Below are 17,055 nucleotides of genomic sequence, written 5' to 3'. Positions count from 1 at the left end.
ACAAGAAAGACGTAAGCAAAGGTGCCTTCACAGCGCAACTTGCGGGCATTCATATCGCTCGCAAGTTGGCCTTTCTTGCCCGTTTATTTGAGTAAAGGTAATAGGCCTTTATTCTTCAATATCGACGTCTTCAAAAAGATATCCACCAAATGGATCAATTTTGAAGTCTTTAACTTTAGTGCTCACAGGTTGCTCTACAACTTGATGAGCGATGGTCAGCCACGGCGCTTGTTCTTTAAATATGACCTGTGCCTGCTGATAAAGTCTTGTCCGCTCGGCCTGATCTGTTGTCAGTTTGGCTGCCCGGATCAGCTTTTCAAAATCCTCATTGCACCAATTGGCGCGGTTTGCGCTGCCAATTGCCTGACAGCCGAGAAGAGCAGCCAGGAAATTGTCAGGATCTGCTATACCACCTGTCCAGCCGAGCATGACAGCACCATCGCGGTCTTTTTCCAGTGAACGCTTGAGATATTCACCCCAATCGTAAGTGATAATTTCTGCATTAACGCCCACTTTGGCAAAGTCAGATTGTATCAATTCAGCCGCGCGGCGAGCATTTGGCATATAAGGACGTTGCACGGGCATTGCCCAGATTTTCATCTTCAGATCTTTTACACCTGCTTCTTCCAGAATCTTGCGCGATTGATCAGGATCATAAGGATCGTCCTTAACGTCCTTGTTATAGCCCCAAACAGCTGGTGGAAGCGGATTTACTGAAACAATAGCTGAGCCGTTATACACCGCATCAATGATTGCCGGCTTGTTAACTGCCATATTGAGTGCTTTGCGCACGCGAACGTCGTCGAATGGCTTCTGCTGCGTATTGTATGCAAGAAATGAAAGGTTCATTCCATCTCTGCTCAGCATAGCTATCGAAGGATCTTGTTTCATCTCCGCAATATCTGCCGGATTTGGCGCTGCGATAACGTGGCATTCTCCGGCTTTTAGTTTTTGATGTCGAACCGCTGCATCTGGTGTTATCGCGAAGATAAGATTGTCGATCTTCTGCTTTCCACCCCAATAATCAGGGTTGGCCTTATAACGAATAGCGCTGTCTTTTTGATAAGCTACAAACTGATAAGGTCCAGTGCCGACTGGTTTTTGACTGAGGTCTTCCAGTCTGCCATCTGCGACCAGTTTATCGGCGTATTCTTTCGACTGAATTGCTGAAAACGTCAGAGAAAGCGTCGAGATGAAAGTCGCTTCAGGTTGCGAAAGTACGAACTTAACGGTGTGATCGTCGATTTTTTCAATTTTCTCGATCAACGTGGGAAAAGAATAAGCGCCGAACTGTGGCCAGGTTCCCTGATTGTAATAAGGATTTTCCTCATCCCCCTGACGCTCGAAGGTGAAGATTACATCATCCGTGTTGAATTCGCGCGTGGGCGTGAAAAAATCAGTCGTGTGAAACTTAACGCCTTTTCGCAATTGAAAAGTATACTCTTTTCCATCCTCAGAGACATCCCAGCTTTCTGCAAGTCCTGGCACAAGTTCGGTCGAACCCCGTTTGATCTTTATAAGGGTGTTTGAAATGTTGCGTGCTGATGCATCATACACAGCACCAGAGGTGGTCTGAGCCGCATCAAAATTCTCTGGCGATGCTTCCGAGCAATAAACCAATGTCTTTGCAAAGGTCTGTGTCAGCGCTGTGCTATTGAATGCAGCAACAACGAGTGCTGCAGAAATTAGCTTCCCAAGTTTTTTCATCAAACTCCATCCCTTATTTTAACGCGATCACTCTTCTTCGAGCGACTAATTGCGGCGCATCTGATTGATTCCAAAAAGTTGTGCTGGTCCATAGTGGGCGGGAGTGGGAGCGCGGCGCAAGGTCAAAACGGCTGTAAAAGTGACTTTTGATTTTTGAGCTTCAGGGAACGCCTCCCGAACCCATGCTGTCAACGTTGCACGGCCAGGATAGCCTAAGGCGCGCATCGTTGCAGAAACACAACGACCATGCGTGCGGTAGTGCTCAACAGCCGCTTTCTTCTGCGCCTGTGTAAACTTTGGGGCTCGAGGTGCAAATCCTAAACGCAGTTCAAGATGGTGCTCATATTCCCGGCACCAGCCCTTCAAAGCATTCTTGCTTGGATAGCCCAACTGGCGAATAGTGGCCTTCGCACGCTTGCCCAGCTTGATATAAAGCGTAACGGCTCGCATCCGGTCTTCGTAGGAATACATGAACTACCTCCCTGATAGTCCAAGTTTTCGTCCGCACCCCCGTGGGGGCAGTTCGCAGCGGTAATTAACAGGCTGAAGCTCGGTGCCATAGATTTCGGATTCTCATCAAAGAACTTGTTCGTCACAGCGAACGAGAAAAAGCGGCAACGTTGCGGTAGGTCGAGAAGCGAGCCATGTGCCTCATAGCGCTCCAGGATGCCGAGCGCGAAATTTGACATGCACTCAATTGATCAGACCATCAGCAACATTGTAGAGCCAGACGAGAGGCCCGTAGTCACTGCCCTTGAAGAATATACTTCTGCCGTCAATCATATCCTCGAGCCCCAGAGACTGATGATAATCACCACAATGACGTGGAGAAGCTGCTGTAGGCATTGCACTTTGTCCGAGCCGCGCATGCAGCGATCTAACTTCTTACACGTAGCCACTCCGTTTATTGGAGTTATTGACGTTGATAGGCATAAAAAAATTATATCAACCTGCGGTGTTGCTCCAGTAAAAGTCTTGCAATTTGATTTGATATCTCCCTAAATATGAGATTAATAGGCAAGTTTTATGGTTGGTTGTCGATAACCTGTCTTTCGTAAGTAATTTAACGGGAGACGTATATTGAACGACATTGGCGGCGCCGGTTCGAAGTAATAGTCATTCGAATCGACGTTGCGAAAATTGAGTGGGGTGCGATGGTTGCTCGCAATGAAATTGAGGTTTTGTATAGCGAAGAGCGCCCTGGTCTTCTAAAACGTGTAGCCCGACGCCTTGGATCACAATCCGCAGCAGCTGATGTTGTGCAGGACGTATTTTTACGACTGTGGGAGCGGGGTACTGGAAGTCTTGACAGCGATGTTGCTTATCTTAACCGTTCAGTCAGCAATGCGATTGTTGATCACGTGCGCGCGGAGCGCGTCCGTTCAACTTATGCTGCCAATATTCTGCCGGAGCAGTGTTCAGTCCCCATACCAACGCCTTATGATCTTGTCGAAATACGCGATACGGTACGACAGCTGGATGATATCATCCGTGAAATGCCGGAGCGGACGCGACATATCTTTCTGTTGAACAAGGTTCATGGTTGTAAATACTCGGAAATTGCAGAAGTACTCGGGATATCGCGCAGTGCGGTCGAAAAGCATATGGCCCGCGCCATGATCGCCTGTATTGGTTTTCAGGAGCAGTCTCTGTGAGACTTATGAGTGAATTGATGCAATTCGTTTCCTTATTTTTTAGAGGTGCGCTGCTGGCGGCTGGAAGCACTCTTCATGACGATTGACAGACATTCATCGCCGGAGCGGGCCATGGAACACATCGATCAGGAAGCGATCGCATGGTTTACCCGTATAAATGGCGAGCCGTCATCTGCGGACCAGAAAAACTTTGAAGTTTGGTTGAATAAAAGCCCGCTTCATAATGAAGCTTATCGGCGGATTGGTTCGCGATGGGTTGATGCTGATCTGCCCAGCGCGATGATTGCCTCTGAAGATGCAGCTCAGCTAAGCGGCTATCTTGATGCTATTGGACTGGTGCGTAAGCGCCGTCGCGCACGCAATGCCCTCGCTGGTATTGCAGGTACACTTGTCGCAGCGCTGGTCGGGTTTGATATCTGGATAGAAAATCCACATTTTTTGCAAAATCTTTCAGCCGATTTCGTAACAGCGCGCGCCGAACGTCAGACAATCGTTCTGCCGGATGGATCTTCCGCGTTGCTGGATGCAGACAGTGCCATTTCCATCGATATGACGAGCACCAAGCGTGGCGTAAAACTTCTGCGCGGGGCCGCCTATTTTGATGTCAAATCGTCAGAAACACCGTTTGTGGTCGATGCCGGTCAGGGCGAAACGCGTGTTACTGGCACTGCGTTCTCGGTAGAGATTCTAGGACAGGTCGTGGCAGTCAATCTTGCCAGAGGGCACGTTATCGTGTCGTCAGAAGCGGATGGACAAAGCGCAAAACTGGAAGCTGGACAAGGCATTGGCTATGATAATGGTGGCCTTGGTTCCGTTCATCCGGTTGCCATTGATGAAGCAATGGCCTGGCAGAAAGGACGCCTCATATTTGACCAGGCGCGGCTCGGCGATATTCTGAATCAGATCGGCCGTTACCGCTCTGGCCGGATTGTTGTTGTAGGCAATGGGCTTGCCGATCAATTGGTGAGCGGTAACTTGCCGCTTGAGGATTCAGACAATGCTCTTGCATCTCTTCAAGCAACTGTAGGCTTCAGGATCAGCCGACTTGCCGGGAAACTTGTGATCATTAGTCCATAAGTGATAATTATTTACAACAAATACAATGGCTTGTGTTTATTTGTAAAAAAGAGTCAAGTTTTAGTGTGTATCTGATTGCTCCCAAACGTGTAACTGATTGAGAGGGACGCAATATTGAAAGCACGGCTTCCTCTCCTGTTCAGGTAATGAGAGGGTTTGTTTTCATGAGAAACGGTGAGCGGGCGCGCAGTCGGATCTTTGCGCTAATGGCAACGACAATTCTTGCGATGGGTGGGACAGTTGTAAGCCCCGTTTTGCCAGCACTCGGACAAGCGGCAAGGCAGCAGACATATAATTTCAGAATATCTGCAAAGCCGGTGCGTCAAGCTCTCAATGATATTTCAAATATTACCGGGATTTCGGTCGTCTTTCAGGATGCATCAGCAGGTGGGATCAGCGGCTCGCCCGTGACAGGCACTATGACACGCGAAGCAGCCCTTGCAGCGCTGCTTAGAGATACCGGGCTGTCTTACCATTTTACCAATGGTAACACTGTCACTGTCACAGGACGTTCCGGCAGCTCGTCCGCTCAGGGAGCACCTGCTGATGCCAATGGATCATTGTTGCTTGATACAATCACCGTCACGGGTGGACGTGGCGCGTCATTTGCCGATGCCCCCTATGAAACGGCAGGTTCAGGAGCTTATATAAGTGCAGAGCAAATAGGCCGCGTCCCACCTTCCAGTCCCGGCGATATGTTCCGCAATACGCCAGGCGTATTTTCCGCAGGCAATCGCACGGGCCAGTCGCTGAATGTGAATATACGCGGTTTACAGGGTATGAATCGCGTTGCCACACTGGTTGATGGCGCCCAGCAAAGTTCCTCGACCTATCGTGGGTATAAAGGGATGAGCAGCCGAACCTTTGTTGATCCGGAATTCATTGGCGGTATCGAAGTTGAAAAGGGGCCTTCGGGTGGTCCTTTTGGCAGCGGCGCGATGGGCGGCGTGGTGAATATGCGCACACTTAATGCGGATGATATTCTACTGGAAGGTAAATCCTATGGCATGAAGATCAAAGGTGGTTTTGGAGGCAACAGCATTGATCCGGGCCCTTATGTTGCACCACCCAACGAGATTAAACAGCGATTTGATGGCAATGACTGGCTGGATAGCGGCAATCGGGTGGGGAGTATTGCACTCGCGGCGCGAAACGAGGATTTCGAGCTGACAGGAGCATATGCCTATCGGCGCAATGGCAATTATTTTGCCGGCAAAAATGGTGAAAGGCTGGTCAAGCGGTTTGGATTCCGGAATACTGAATTCTGGGACCCGATGTCTGATTTAAAGCCCGGCGGCGAGGTTTATAATACATCTCAGGACACCCGATCCGTGTTGCTCAAGGGCAAGTTCAACTTCGATTATGATCAGACGCTTGAGCTTGGATATATTCGATACGACAGCACTTATGGCGAAGAATACGGGGATATGAATAACCCATTCTCGCAATATAGCTGGGATCCATATCAGGCTAATCTCAGTCATGTCACTTCAGACATGTACACTGCCAAATATACGTGGAACCCGAATGACAATGATCTTATCGATTTTCACGCCAATCTCTGGCATACGAGAGTTGCCGACGAATGGGCCGCGATTGAAATCCTGACAGGCTCACCGAGCATTTCAAAAGTTGATACAACTGGCGGCGAGATCTGGAACACATCGCATTTCGACACACAGTTTGGCATCTTTGATGTGAAGTATGGCGCAACATATGCTTATGAGAAGATAAACCAGAACCCCGGCGCGCAGTTGAGTATTGAAGGTGATCGCTCAGTTGCTTCGGTCTTTACTAATGCAGATTATAAACCTGTTGATTGGTTAAAACTATCCACCGGATTGCGCTATGAAGATTATCGGACCAATGATCGCAAGGAAGTCGACCCGACGGATGGGCTTCAAAGTAATATCTTCAATCCGCGTCTTGGTATCACCGTCGAGCCTCTGGATGGCCTCCAGCTGTTTGCCACTTATGCAAAAGGCTGGCGTCCGCCAAGCGTGCGCGAAACTGTTTTTGAGATGCCTGGACAGATTGAACCCAATCCTTACCTCAGACCTGAAAAATCCACCAACTATGAAGTTGGCCTCAATTATCTGAAGAGTGACGCTCTGATCGCCAATGATAAGCTACGCTTCAAGGCGGCTTATTTTGACAATGACTATGACGATTATATCGTCAGAATTTACGGTAATCGTGCTGGCCTGCCATTCGCCTACCGAACGTTCGCGAATATTGATGGTGCGAAGTATAAGGGCTTCGAGCTGTCCCTTTCTTATGATGCTGGACGGTTTTTCGCAGACGCAAATCTCAATCGCTATACTGATATCCAGTATTGCTTCGCAGCGAAGGTTGGGGAAAGCGCTTCGTGCGTCGAAGCAACGCCGCCCGATGACTATCTGAGCGTTTATGTGCCGCCTTCCTATAGCGGATCGATCACGCTTGGCGCTCGTTTTCTTGATGAGAAGTTGACCACTGGTGGGCGTATATCATTCGCCGGAGAGCGCGCCATTAAACGGCAAGGTACAGGCATTGAAAGCGACTGGCGCTCTTATCAGGTGTATGATGCTTTTGCTTCTTACAAAGTGAGTGAGAGCCTGACCCTCAACGCAAGCATCGATAATGTCTTTGATCTTTATTATCTTGATGCGCTTACTGAGGCTTTGACACCAGCACCCGGACGTACTTTCCGTATGAGTGCGACTGCGAAGTTTTAGTCCTCTTCACATCTTTGGTTTAGAGCGCGTTTCAATCTGACTGAATCAGACCTGCGCTCTAAATAAACGCTCTCGGTCACGCCCTGGTTGTATCGAAGTGGAAAAGCAACAGAGCCTTGTTGTGACCTTTTTCAGATATTGGAGCATTGATGATGCTAAAGCTTTGAACTACTACCGGAGAAAGTGGATTGTCCCTGTGGCGGAAACCCATTGCTGCTTTCACATCATTTAAAAAGTTCGATGTCCGTTCACAAGAATGGAACAGCTAACTTAAGAGGCAATGGAGCTGATATAGCGTGCCCAGCAGGTCAGATCATAGTGAATGACATGTTCTGAAGAACGTGAAAACTTGCGCAGTTGCCACAACAAAGCCCGGAACCGCCTCACTGAGATTAATTGAACAATTTATGAAATATTTCCTATGACATTGCGGTTAGTTATTCGAAAAGCAGCTGGACCGCTATCGTCTTCCGCCTTGCATAGTTCATCGCGGTCTCACAGCAACCGCGATGCGCGTCCGCTACGCCGTTTGGCATTTTTGTAATAATCGGACGCCTGTTGTACGGATCGATGGCGGGATTGTTCCATGGCTTCGCGGAGCGGTATACCGCGATTGGCGGCTTCGGTGAGATAACCGGAGCGCAGTCCGTGCGCAGAAAACTCCTCCGGCGCCAACCCGGCCATTTTTGCGCGCTGCTTGACGAGCGCGTTGATTGCTCCTGGTTCAAGCGGATGCGCCGAAACATTGCCCCAGCGGTCAATCTTGCGGAACACGCTGCCCTTGTCGATTTTTGCCGCTTCCAGCCCACGGGTGAGGGCGTCTACGGGCCGGCCCGTTAGATAAACAACGTCGTTCTGTTCGATGCCACTGGTTTTGGTGCGGCCAAGATGAATGACGAGTGAGGAGAGGGGAGCACCGTCTTCCGCGGTGACGGGCGTTTGTTTGATAAGCTGTTCTGTTCGCAGACCAGCAATTTCGCTGCGACGACGTCCGCCCGAGGCGAAGGCCACCATAAGGATGGCCCGGTCGCGGAGCGCGGTGAGATCCTCACTGGAACAGGTTGCCAGCAGCTTGCCCAGAATGTCGGCGGTGATGGCCCTCTTGCGAGCTCTGGGCCGGTTGATGGCGCGCGCCGCAAACCGGATCGCCGATTTGACGGGCGGAGATGAGAACGAACCCTCAAGACCGCGCCAGCGGGTGAGTGTTGACCAATTAGCGAGACGACGACGGACGGTTGCCGGCGCGTGCGGCCCGGATACGCGCAAGAACCCGCGTTGACGCAATTCCTCCTCCACGTCGGCCGGCATGCCGTGATCGGGTTCGATCTCGCGCTGCTGCGGCCGCCAGAGATGATGGGCAACGAATTTCAGAAGCAGAGCTTCAGACGCCGGCCAAGCGAGGAGGCTGCCGGTTGCAGCGAGTGACCAGGCTTCAAGATAGGCGAGATCCGAGGTCAGCGCGCGCAGGGTGTTTTCGCTCATGCCTTTGTTGAACAAATGCCGGAGCGTTTCGACATCTTCGTCTGTCAGAATATGAGCCAGCATATCACGGCGGTTCATCGGTAGCACAGCAGCTATAGTGTCGAATGTCGCAGCGCGCGATAGTGTTTGTCTTTGAAGGCGGTTAGTGACCATGGGCGAGTGGGCCAGAACAACTGCCCCCTCCGCACGGGCCGCGCCTGCGAGTTTGCGATCAAGTGTGGCTAAAGGCAGGCCCTCGGTGAGAGTAAGTGCCAGATAAGCGGCATCATAAGCGCTGAGCTGATAACGACGGGCGACCCGAATGACTTCTGAGTCCTCACTGCGTGTTACGAGACGCAAGGGCAGGGCGCGAAAACGTGTCAGGGCCGTGTACACCATATCCTCAGCGATACGACCTCGCTTTTCAGCGCTCAGCAGAATGCTGCGGATTTCATCTTGCAACAGTTCCGGGGCAATGGCGTCTTTATCTGCAAGCTGACTCATCATCTCGATGGCGAATGGATGATCCTCATCAGGCAGCAGCCAGACGCCAGCAACTGAGGCGTCTACAATAAAGGCCATATCAACGGCGCCCTTCTTCAATCCACGAGCGGATTTCTTGCTGGGTGACGGGTTGCGCATGGGCGCGGAAAGCTCTTACCGCTTCAATTGCCGCCATGCGTTGGCGCCGTTCATCAAGTGCTACGAGGCGTGCGATGGGTGTGTTGCCACGAGAAATAATCACCTCTTCACCAGCTTCGACACGTGCGAGCAAGTCTGAAAGGTGGGTTTTGGCCTCGGCGACTTTGACGGTTACAGTCATGGCCATATCCTCGCGCTATTAATAAGGTGGCGTTATTGTCGGTGTTTTCCCGGTCGTTATAGCGGATTTATTCTAGTTGGTCATCTAACCTCCGATAACCTTTACTTATCGGAGGTTATAAACAAACATGGTTAACGTCAGAGTAACGCTACTTAGTAACTGTTTCGATTAAATATGATAATAATAAATATGTTGAATCAATGACTAAAGGGCTCCCAATTCAGCGCGTAGCGCGTAAATCGCAACTGGCCTTGCCGCGTCAGAGCGCCCTTATCGACCAGATCCTGCAGATCACGAGTGGCAGTGGCGCGTGAGGCTTTCGTAATGGCCAGATAATTATCTGCACTTAAGCCTCCAACAAAACCTTCGGGCCCGGCTTCAAACAATCGTGCGACAACCTTTTCCTGCCGTGGATTGAGTGCACCCCGGAACCGGTCGTAGAAATGCGCTTTGGCAATATAAAAGTTTACGCGCTTGAGCGTCAGTTGTTGCGCCGCCAGCACGGCTCGCCCAAACCACACCAGCCATTCTGTCACATCAAGCGTGCGCTGATGCTGTTCCAGTTGTGCGTAATAGGCTTTGCGGTTCTGTTCGATGGCAAAACTCAACAGGATCAGACTGGGCTGGCCCAGCGATTGGGCGAGGGCTTTTTCGGCCAGTGCGCGACCAAGGCGTCCATTGCCGTCTTCAAAGGGGTGAATGCTTTCAAACCAGACATGGCTGAGTGCAGCCCGGGTCAGTCCGGGGAGGGGAAACGAGCCATTGGGTGCCGTCTCATTGAACCATGCAATGAAACGATCCATTTCGGCGGTCACCTGTGTTGAGGGCGGCGCTTCGAAATGAATCGTCGGATGATCCAGATTTCCGGAGACGATCTGCATGGCGTCAGTATGCGTTCGATAAGCACCGATGGTTTCCAGATGCCGGTTGCCTGTCATTAGCATGACATGCCAGCGAAACAGGGTCGCGTCGTCAAGTGGCAACGCGTAACTGCCATACACATCGATCATCAATTCGGCGATGCCGTGTTCACGCGGTTGCACCGAACGCCGGTCGGTCGTCAAGCCCAGTTGACGTCGCAGCGACGACTGCACACTGAGCCGGTCCAAAGTCTCGCCCTCGATGGCGCTTGTCTTGATCGCTTCATCACTGAGCAGTTCGATGCGCAACTGGTCGCGCTGTTCCGGATCGATATGGCGCACGGAGCCGATCACCTCACCTGAGGATAGCAGGAATTGTTGCTCCAGACTGTTCAGCGCCGCAGCTTCATAGCGAAAATTGGGCCAGTCCGGTTGCGTCCAGTTCCAGGTCATGAGCGATAGCGTCCTTTTCTATAGCTCATTATATCAGATAGTATGATTAATATAAGTGGTTCTTATCGCTCAACCCATAGGCTTAGGAATGACTGCATTGCGCGCAGTTCCGGACATCCAAAGTGATCGTGAGACTTCCTAAAAGCTGCCGTTCCTGCTGGTGCGCGGTTTTAGACTGGACAGCATGCGCAGCGATCTAACTGCTTGGTTTTCTGTCTAGATGGGCAAATAGGCCGGAGCTCTGAAAACAATACGCGCGCTAAGCTTGTTCGTGCGGAGACTGAGAGATAAAAACGAAAGTAAAAGTGACGAGGAAAGACGTCGAGGTGAAGGTAGTCATATGGTTGATCATGAACAGCGGTCCGGCCTTCTCTGGCCTATCCTCGTCTCTGCGGCCAACAATCGTCAGCCCCTGACATATAGTGATGCCGCCCGTCAGCTTGGCATCCATTGGCGCCCAATGAGATACGCTTTGGGCCCAATCCAAAATTATTGTCTCGCAGAGGGGCTTCCGCGCCTAACAGCACTCGTTTACTCGAAAGCGACAGGGGTTCCTGGCGCTGGATTTGCAGGGGTGCCTGGAGACGAGGCTGACCTACAAGAAGTCTATGACTTCGACTGGTCGCAGGTAAATAACCCCTTTTCAGACAAAGCGAGGGAAGAGCTAGATCGTATAGCTGACGAACTTTTGGACGATCCAGAAGCAGCACCCGATAGGTGGACTAAGGTGCTTTCTAGGGGCAACCTGCAGCGCGTGTTTCGTAGCGCAGTCTTGAAGGCGTATAACTACCAGTGTGCCGTTTGCGAGGTATCTTTTGGTGAGATTTTAGAAGCTGCGCATATTATTCCCTGGGCATCAGGGCGTCAGCATTTGCGAGCTGACCCCCGGAACGGCATCTGCCTATGCGCAAACCATCATCGCTTGTTCGATACCGGTTGGCTGTTCATCGAGACGAGCTTTAGGATCAGGTTTGCTGACCCCACAATGGAAACTGGCGAGTACACAAACGGTGACAAAGCGGTGAGTGTGGACCACCATAATATGAAGATTAAACTGCCGCTTGACCGAAGACTTCATCCGAACAAGGAGTTGCTGGCGGAACGAACGAGCGAGCTCTCACGGAGCTGCTCTTGAAAATTCGAACGGTTTTTTTGGAGCTGACACTGATGCAACTAATCTCGCACTCTGACTAAGCTAAAGCAACGTCGAACAAGCGCTTTATCTCTGTCATTTAGCGTCCTTTGCCAGCATCTCTGAATCGGACATTGCCTCACGCTCAGTTTCCGGCTTAATTGCATATACAGATACCCGCCGCAGCTGGAATTTCTCGAAAAAATGCTGCATTTGTCTCTCAAAGGCAAGGCTTTAGATGGGCATGAGGCATGCCGCCTAGGCTTGACGGCGAACAGCTCATGAGTTTTCAAACTCTATGTGTTTGCGATTATTAAGGGAGTTAGGCTTCCATCTCAACCCAAGTCGTATCGGCGAGTTGGATCGCATCGAATTGATCGAAATAATTGGCACTCCAAGGATTTCTTCTTAAAACATGGTTGGGCGTAAAGTGAACGGAAAACGCTGGGGCGTGCCTTGTAGGACAACCGCTAAAACTTCGGATTTTGATTCCGGGTTAATTGAAGTTCTTCCGCTCAGATGGGAAGCGAGATAGCTTAGTAATGGCGCAAGCTCCTCGAGTGAACAACTCGTAGGTCCCACTGAAATTAGAGGTTGCAACTCCTTAAGAATTCTAGTGATATCTCCCCTGGGTACTTAGGGGTTTGGGAATTGTCGAAGAAGTTGAGACTTCCGCTTGAGCGATGGGAAATCGCTTTGGTCAAGGCCATGCTTGCCCGGGGCGGCTATAGCGATCAGGAAATCCTTGCGTACTTCACACGGCCGACACGATCCGTGAACCATCGCGTGATTTCTGAAATCAGGACGGAGGCCAAGCATAAGGCTGTTAAGTCCGCAACCGATGACGACCTGAGCGATTACCTCGCGACCTGGCCGGATATCGATCCAGCGACTGGTTTAAGCGTGCGAGGCGATGAACTACTGATCAAAGCTCGTGAAGCAATGATCGCATCAGTTCACACCTTCAATGGTGCAAGTCTTACGTTCCGAGCGGAACTGTTCATCGTTACCAGCGTCATTGCCTGGACTTACCTGATGCATGCATTTTACCGGCGTGAAGGCATCGACTATCGTTATAAAAACGCGGACAGCACTGTCAAAAAGACGGCCTCTGGCGAGGATTGCTATTGGGAATTGGGCATGTGCCTCAGGCATGGAAGATGCCCGATACCAGCTGGTGCGGTGAAGAATCTGGAGTTTCTGATTATGATCCGGCACGAGATTGAACATCGTATGACCAATCGGATTGATGACGCGGTCAGTGCGAAGATGCAAGCTTGTTGCATCAACTTCAATGAAGCGATCAAAAAGCTGTTCGGTGGCCAGTACGGTCTCGAACGTCGCCTACCCATTGCACTGCAATTTGTCACGTTCAGTTCTGACCAACGCTCGATTCTGAAGAAGGCCAGTTTCCTTCCAACGCACATCGAGACTCTGATGGATGAGTTTCACAAGGGGCTCTCGGTTGAACAGATGGCTGACCCAGAATTTGCATACCGCGTTGTTTTCGTACCCAAGCTCGCCAACCGTAAGTCTGCCGCAGACCTCGCCGTTGAGTTCGTAAAGCCAGGGTCAGAGGAAGCCGCCGAGATCAATCGCGTATTGCTCAAAGAAGTGGAAAAGAAACGGTATCTTGGCAAGCAAATTATTGCGATCATGCAAGCAGAGGGCTATCCCAAGTTCAAACAGAGAAGCCACACGGCGTTATGGCATACACTGGATGCAAAAAATCCGGCCAATAACTTCGGGCGTGATGGTGAATATAAAGGGATGTGGGTCTGGTACGAGAGTTGGCTCCAGCGCGTGCGAGCCCACTGCCAGGAGCGTGCGGCAGATTACCAAGACGCCGTTGTCGAGTAAGTAGTTGGGCAAGCGATGATCAGAAAAATGCAGTTAGTCAACCAGGCGCACTATTACCTGAGCGTCATAAAAGCCCTGATCGAAACGAACAGAACGGTCTATCTCACGGACATCAACAAGCGCGCGGAAGATTTCTACCGAGAGGTGCTTAACATCGTTGTGGGGCTGGACCTCATCAACATAAACATCGAGGAGCCGAATGCAGCGGCGATTGATCTCGGCGATAAGAAGGCGCGAATTGCAATTCAGGTGACGTCCACAAAGGACATCTCGAAGATAAAATCTACGTTCGACAAGTTCATCGAAAAGGGGCTGAACGCATCATACGATCAGCTAATCGTCCTCAACATAATCAAGGCCGGTGATCATCGGAAGGTATCACTCGACGATGCATCCGGCTTCACGTTCCAATTCGACCGCGACTTGTGGGACATGAATACAGTTGTGAAGCGGCTCGAAGACTGTGAGATCGAGGCAGTCGAGGAATTGCTAGACTACCTTAAAGATAATGTCCGACCAGCAGCGGGAAGTGTGCTTCCAAATGAGGAGATAACCATCCTCGCATTGATCGAGGCACTCGGTGAGGAAAGCAAAGCTGACGGTTGCCTGGAATTTCCCGATGAAGCAGACCCAGAACGTAAGATCGAAAAACGGTTTGCCGAACACTCGGATTTCCTCAAGACTGAATACAAGGACCTTCGCGAGGTGTACGGTAGCCTGCTGGATGACACGCTGAAACAGGCTACCCCTACCAGATCACAAATTCGCAAGATGCAGATTTTTATGAAACGCACGAGTGATCGGACACTGACTGATGAAAAAGGCAACCCGGAGAAGGCGCTGAATCGGCTGACTTCACGTTACGGCGTTCTTCTTTCTGACAAGGGTGTGAGCTACGACGAGTCCGCCGTTCGTTTCTTTCTCCTTGATCAGGTAATCAAGTGCAATGTTTTCCCGAACAGAGATGTAGCTCGTGTCTAACCTGTTTCTCAAAGACGAAAATCTGTCTCAGTCTCCGCCGATTGTCGGCTACGAGTTGATGAAGTACTTATCGAAAAATGAGGCGAAGAAAGTAAGCATCTATGACGTCGTTGATCGCGTCAAAGACGAGAAATGGTTCACAATTGACAGTTTTTACCACGGCGTAATGTTCCTTTACGCCGTCGGACTGATCGATTTTCAGCAGCCATATTTGGTGAAAAATGTTGCAGCTTAAGAAACTTTACTCGGAGCCCGCAGCTTTCGACCCCGTAGAATTCTCTGCCGGGCTGAATGTTATTCTTGGCGAGAGAAGCCTTAAGAGTGACAAGAACAACGGCGTTGGCAAGTCGCTATCAATTGAGTTTATTAATTTCGCGCTGCTCAAAGGCAAATCAGGGAGCCGGGTCAACAAAATACCGAAGTCGATCTTTCCAGAAACCACGGTGGTTTGCCTGGATTTTATGATAGACAACGTCGATTATACAATCCGTCGCTCCATCAAGGATTCCGAGCATCCGACGATTACAAGCGAAGGATCAACCACGACTTTTTCTAAAACCGATGACGCCCTGAAATTCCTTGCAACAAAGCTATTCGGGCACCTAGAAGGCAAACATCCGTCTTTCCGGCAGCTGCTCGGTCCGTTGATCCGCGACGAAGGCTCCGAGTTCAAATCACTCGTCTCCTGTTTTGATACGCGTCTCCGGGTGCCGGACGATTATACCCCGCACCTCTACCTGTTTGGTGTCGAACTCGACCTCTATCGCGACGTCCGCAATATATTGGCCGGGATTGATGGAGTGGTTGAGGAAAGCAAGCGCGTCCGAGAAAGCGTCAAACTATTGACGAAGAAAGATATCGAAGACGCTCGATCAGACCTAAACGCGCTGTCGGATGAAGTTGCTAAAATCAACCGAAGCATCGAGAAATTGGAAAATACTGCCGGGTACGATGTGGTTCGAGACCAAATGCTTGAGATCGAAAAGGAAGTCGAAGAACTCCGTCGTCGTCGTAATATTTTGAATCGGAAACTGATCAAGCTCCGCCCGATCTCTTCCGAATATTATTTGGACAACGATGAGGTGGGCGCATTCTACGACCAGATGAAGGCAGGTCTGGGTGACATGATCGTTCGAGAGTTGAACGAGGTGATCGGTTTCAAGAAAAAAATAGAGGAGTTTCAGAACCACCTCCTGAACGAGCGCTCAAGCACCCTCCAGAGTGAAGTTGTCGAAATCACCAAGACAATCGATGGGCTTGATCAGCGTTATCGTGAATACCTCTCAGTCATAGATCGCGATGGCTCTCTGAAGAACTTGAAGCAAACATACGCCGCTGCTCAAAAATTAGCTGATGAACTGGGCCAGTTAAAGAGCTTCCTAAGCCGGTATGACATGCTCCAACTTGAACGAAAGAAACTCAAGATCGCGAAGGACACAAAGCTTCTTGAATTAGATGGAAACATTCGAGATTGCAGTCAAACGATAAAGTCGTTTGAAGACACCGTTTTAAGCGCTCACGAATTCATTCAAGGTAATCGCAAAGCGTCATTTGAAGTACGTACCACTCCAAAAAAGCAGATTGTCGATCTCCACATGCGTATTGATGACGACGGCAGCCACAGTGTGGATCGCGAGAAGGTTTTTATCTACGATATTTGTTTACTATTGAATGAAGACACCAAACGCAGACACCTTGGTCTTCTCATTCACGACAATATCTTCGAGGTTGATGAAGATACTTTGCTTCGCAGCTTGGATTTCGTTGTTGCGAACACTGCGTTGAGTGCAGATCAGTACATAGTGACCCTTAATGCTGATCGGCTTGCTACGGCTGAGGGGCAGTCGTGGTTCAAGACGCTCGAAAGCTGCGTGGTTGCCCGCTATACCAAAGCAAAAAAAGTTCTTGAAGCAGGACTATCAGGAACTCAAATGAGTCAATTCACTTCCCTTCATTTCAATTCTACCCAATTGGCATCTTGGTTCGCCAGTTTTGGGTCGGAACTAAGATTCTTTACTGGCACTTAACGGGTCAGCGAACATTTATGTCAGCTTTCCAATTGTTTTCGATGAAACTGGCCGTTCCGCTTGCGGCCCCTTTGCTGTCGTTTACGATGAATAGGTTTTCTTGGCTCTACGTCAAAATCTTCCGGAAAGCGCATCTAACGTATCAGTCCGTGCCACCAATTTGCTTTGGTTTCAAATCCGCCAGTTCATGCCCGCTCTAAAGAAACCAATGTTTCTGACTTTGACTCAAAAACAAAACCACCGCCAACAAATATGCTCCGGCTACCGCAAATCGGGCGAACCTAGCCGTTGACTCGGTTTTC

Annotated in this window: 13 protein-coding genes and 2 pseudogenes; 8 read left to right on the top strand and 7 right to left on the bottom strand. The window is 50.2% G+C overall.

What is annotated here, in order from left to right; translation table 11 throughout:
- Positions 1 to 108: 108 nt before the first annotated feature.
- The 3 genes and pseudogenes from J2782_RS20120 to J2782_RS20110 all read right to left on the bottom strand — a co-directional run bounded on the left by J2782_RS20120 (position 109) and on the right by J2782_RS20110 (position 2,553).
- Entirely contained in the window at positions 109 to 1,707 is a 1,599-nt protein-coding gene (locus J2782_RS20120; RefSeq protein ID WP_310015753.1) for an ABC transporter substrate-binding protein, read from the bottom strand.
- 141 nt (positions 1,708 to 1,848) lie between these two features.
- Positions 1,849 to 2,178: pseudogene (locus tag J2782_RS20115) on the bottom strand (IS3 family transposase); the annotation flags it as partial.
- Positions 2,179 to 2,400: 222 nt separating this feature from the next.
- On the bottom strand, positions 2,401 to 2,553 hold the full coding sequence (locus tag J2782_RS20110) for a hypothetical protein (RefSeq protein WP_310015751.1): 153 nt from the start codon (positions 2,551 to 2,553) through the stop codon (positions 2,401 to 2,403).
- Positions 2,554 to 2,861: 308 nt separating this feature from the next.
- Here J2782_RS20110 and J2782_RS20105 point away from each other — a divergent pair, with 308 nt between their 5' ends.
- The 3 genes from J2782_RS20105 to J2782_RS20095 all read left to right on the top strand — a co-directional run bounded on the left by J2782_RS20105 (position 2,862) and on the right by J2782_RS20095 (position 7,156).
- Positions 2,862 to 3,362: an RNA polymerase sigma factor gene (locus J2782_RS20105; RefSeq protein ID WP_310015749.1), complete on the top strand. Its 501-nt coding sequence runs from the start codon at positions 2,862 to 2,864 to the stop codon at positions 3,360 to 3,362.
- Positions 3,363 to 3,437: 75 nt separating this feature from the next.
- Entirely contained in the window at positions 3,438 to 4,439 is a 1,002-nt protein-coding gene (locus J2782_RS20100) for a FecR family protein (protein WP_310015747.1), read from the top strand.
- 206 nt (positions 4,440 to 4,645) lie between these two features.
- Positions 4,646 to 7,156 carry a TonB-dependent receptor gene (locus J2782_RS20095; RefSeq protein ID WP_310015745.1) on the top strand — a complete coding sequence of 837 codons (2,511 nt, stop codon included), beginning with the start codon at positions 4,646 to 4,648 and terminating at the stop codon, positions 7,154 to 7,156.
- A gap of 495 nt (positions 7,157 to 7,651) precedes the next feature.
- Here the strand turns inward: J2782_RS20095 and J2782_RS20090 are convergent, their stop codons facing one another.
- From J2782_RS20090 to J2782_RS20075, 4 genes and pseudogenes are all read right to left on the bottom strand, one after another.
- Positions 7,652 to 8,791 carry a tyrosine-type recombinase/integrase gene (locus tag J2782_RS20090; protein ID WP_310015868.1) on the bottom strand — a complete coding sequence of 380 codons (1,140 nt, stop codon included), beginning with the start codon at positions 8,789 to 8,791 and terminating at the stop codon, positions 7,652 to 7,654.
- A gap of 48 nt (positions 8,792 to 8,839) precedes the next feature.
- A pseudogene (locus J2782_RS20085) lies at positions 8,840 to 9,199 on the bottom strand (type II toxin-antitoxin system VapC family toxin); the annotation flags it as partial.
- Between the two features lies 1 nt (position 9,200).
- Complete coding sequence (locus J2782_RS20080) at positions 9,201 to 9,440, bottom strand: type II toxin-antitoxin system Phd/YefM family antitoxin (protein WP_310015743.1); 240 nt, start codon at positions 9,438 to 9,440, stop codon at positions 9,201 to 9,203.
- Positions 9,441 to 9,637: 197 nt separating this feature from the next.
- Positions 9,638 to 10,753, bottom strand: coding sequence for a Fic family protein (locus J2782_RS20075; RefSeq protein WP_310015741.1), 1,116 nt, complete (start codon positions 10,751 to 10,753; stop codon positions 9,638 to 9,640).
- A gap of 340 nt (positions 10,754 to 11,093) precedes the next feature.
- On the opposite strand from J2782_RS20075, the gene J2782_RS20070 reads away from it, so the two are divergent.
- From J2782_RS20070 to J2782_RS20050, 5 genes are all read left to right on the top strand, one after another.
- Positions 11,094 to 11,888: an HNH endonuclease gene (locus J2782_RS20070; RefSeq protein ID WP_310015739.1), complete on the top strand. Its 795-nt coding sequence runs from the start codon at positions 11,094 to 11,096 to the stop codon at positions 11,886 to 11,888.
- A gap of 693 nt (positions 11,889 to 12,581) precedes the next feature.
- Complete coding sequence (locus J2782_RS20065) at positions 12,582 to 13,745, top strand: DUF3644 domain-containing protein (protein ID WP_310015737.1); 1,164 nt, start codon at positions 12,582 to 12,584, stop codon at positions 13,743 to 13,745.
- A gap of 27 nt (positions 13,746 to 13,772) precedes the next feature.
- Complete coding sequence (locus tag J2782_RS20060) at positions 13,773 to 14,726, top strand: SMEK domain-containing protein (protein ID WP_310015735.1); 954 nt, start codon at positions 13,773 to 13,775, stop codon at positions 14,724 to 14,726.
- Complete coding sequence (locus tag J2782_RS20055) at positions 14,719 to 14,961, top strand: hypothetical protein (protein WP_310015733.1); 243 nt, start codon at positions 14,719 to 14,721, stop codon at positions 14,959 to 14,961. Before J2782_RS20060 ends, J2782_RS20055 begins: the two co-directional genes overlap by 8 nt.
- Complete coding sequence (locus tag J2782_RS20050; protein WP_310015731.1) at positions 14,948 to 16,753, top strand: DUF2326 domain-containing protein; 1,806 nt, start codon at positions 14,948 to 14,950, stop codon at positions 16,751 to 16,753. Before J2782_RS20055 ends, J2782_RS20050 begins: the two co-directional genes overlap by 14 nt.
- Positions 16,754 to 17,055: the final 302 nt, after the last annotated feature.

It is taken from the genome of Brucella pseudogrignonensis (assembly GCF_031454375.1).
In the GTDB taxonomy this organism is placed as follows: domain Bacteria; phylum Pseudomonadota; class Alphaproteobacteria; order Rhizobiales; family Rhizobiaceae; genus Brucella; species Brucella pseudogrignonensis_A.
This window is presented reverse-complemented; position numbering and strand designations above follow the sequence as displayed.

Excerpts from the sequence above, each read along its gene's own strand:
- J2782_RS20120 (WP_310015753.1), bottom strand. The coding sequence starts at position 1,707 with ATGAAAAAACTTGGGAAGCTAATTTCTGCAGCACTCGTTGTTGCTGCA.
- J2782_RS20110 (WP_310015751.1), bottom strand. The coding sequence starts at position 2,553 with ATGCCTACAGCAGCTTCTCCACGTCATTGTGGTGATTATCATCAGTCT.
- J2782_RS20105 (WP_310015749.1), top strand. The coding sequence starts at position 2,862 with ATGGTTGCTCGCAATGAAATTGAGGTTTTGTATAGCGAAGAGCGCCCT.
- J2782_RS20100 (WP_310015747.1), top strand. The coding sequence starts at position 3,438 with ATGACGATTGACAGACATTCATCGCCGGAGCGGGCCATGGAACACATC.
- J2782_RS20095 (WP_310015745.1), top strand. The coding sequence starts at position 4,646 with ATGGCAACGACAATTCTTGCGATGGGTGGGACAGTTGTAAGCCCCGTT.
- J2782_RS20090 (WP_310015868.1), bottom strand. The coding sequence starts at position 8,791 with ATGGTCACTAACCGCCTTCAAAGACAAACACTATCGCGCGCTGCGACA.
- J2782_RS20080 (WP_310015743.1), bottom strand. The coding sequence starts at position 9,440 with ATGACTGTAACCGTCAAAGTCGCCGAGGCCAAAACCCACCTTTCAGAC.
- J2782_RS20075 (WP_310015741.1), bottom strand. The coding sequence starts at position 10,753 with ATGACCTGGAACTGGACGCAACCGGACTGGCCCAATTTTCGCTATGAA.
- J2782_RS20070 (WP_310015739.1), top strand. The coding sequence starts at position 11,094 with ATGGTTGATCATGAACAGCGGTCCGGCCTTCTCTGGCCTATCCTCGTC.
- J2782_RS20060 (WP_310015735.1), top strand. The coding sequence starts at position 13,773 with ATGCAGTTAGTCAACCAGGCGCACTATTACCTGAGCGTCATAAAAGCC.
- J2782_RS20050 (WP_310015731.1), top strand. The coding sequence starts at position 14,948 with ATGTTGCAGCTTAAGAAACTTTACTCGGAGCCCGCAGCTTTCGACCCC.